The 1,141-nt window shown below is 45.1% G+C and carries 1 protein-coding gene and 1 pseudogene; both read right to left on the bottom strand.

Annotated elements, in window-relative coordinates:
* Window positions 1–95 (bottom strand): annotated as a pseudogene (locus QUA04_RS29780) (IS5/IS1182 family transposase); the annotation flags it as partial.
* 476 nt (window positions 96–571) lie between these two features.
* Window positions 572–982, bottom strand: a complete 411-nt coding sequence (locus QUA04_RS29775; RefSeq protein WP_333264436.1) for a hypothetical protein — start codon at window positions 980–982, stop codon at window positions 572–574.
* Window positions 983–1,141 lie beyond the last annotated feature (159 nt).

The following is a 1,141-nucleotide window of genomic DNA, read 5'->3' as shown; positions in this document are numbered from 1 at the left end:
TCTTTGGCGGTTACTCCGACCATACCTTCTCGTCCTGGTAATAACTCTTTAATCCGTTCCCATTGGTCGTCGCGCAAAGCATAGCGTCGGCTCATCAAAAAGCTCCTCCTGAAAGTAAATGATTGTAGTTCCGTACTATCTTCACACAATGCTCAAAAAGTCAACCACTCTATTTGATGACACGCCCTAGTAGCAAGGCAGAACCCCCCACTAAACCCCAAAATCCTGCCTGCAACCACACTGGAAACATCAGCCCTACCTCAGAGGAAAATTTTTTATGCCCGCCTACAAATTATATAGAGCAATCCTAAATCATTTGTGAATTTCTTACTCCCTCCCCTTGATAAGGGGAGGGTTGGGGTGGGGTAAAAAGTTTACGACTCCTGCAAGGATTGCTATATAGGACTTACGCATGGGCGCCAGAAACCGGGTTGTTTACCTCATTCACTAAGTACATTGCTCATAGTTAGAGTCGCTAGTGTGCCCATCAACATTAACTTTTTTACCCCAGGATTCGATGGGCTCCTTCTAATGGTTTTCAGCTCGAACTTTTTGGCTTTATTTGATTCCTCTAGAAAGCTAATAAAAGAGCCGTGTAAATTCCAGCACCAAGGGCAAATGCCCAAAACCGACTTTCTCGTTCTTCGGGCAATTCTTCTTTGAGGACGTTGAGAACAATTCCTCCCGCTAAAAAAGCAAATAAAACTGCGATCGCAGTTTTTCCAATTTCAGTAGCGCTACCCAACACCCACCCCACAATAATAGCTGCTGCTAGTATCCAGCGTCCGATGCGCTCATAAATATGCTTGTGGTGTTCCCGCAAACCAGAGTCGTTCACTGCAAAGTGCAATGCCATTGCACAAGAAAACAACAGCAGATTGGTAATGCCCGGTTCTTCCCGATGCAGCAGCAGATAGCCAATCAGAGCGTTGTAGATTGAAAAAGAGCCAATGTGCAACCAAAAAACACCAAGACTGGTCACATCCTCTTTGCCACGCTGACGAGATAAATTTGCAATTCGTTCCAGGCCGTAAAATACAGTCAATCCTAACAAAGCTATTAAATAGGGTTTGCTGAATATATCGATCGCGTGTTACTTAGCCTGGGTTACGCGATCGCGCGCTCGAGAGTAAAGTGCAAG

This window comes from Microcoleus sp. S13_C5, from assembly GCF_036700845.1.
GTDB lineage: Bacteria > Cyanobacteriota > Cyanobacteriia > Cyanobacteriales > Microcoleaceae > Microcoleus.
The sequence above is the reverse complement of the archived record's forward strand: the minus strand, read 5'-3'. Positions and strand labels throughout refer to the sequence as shown.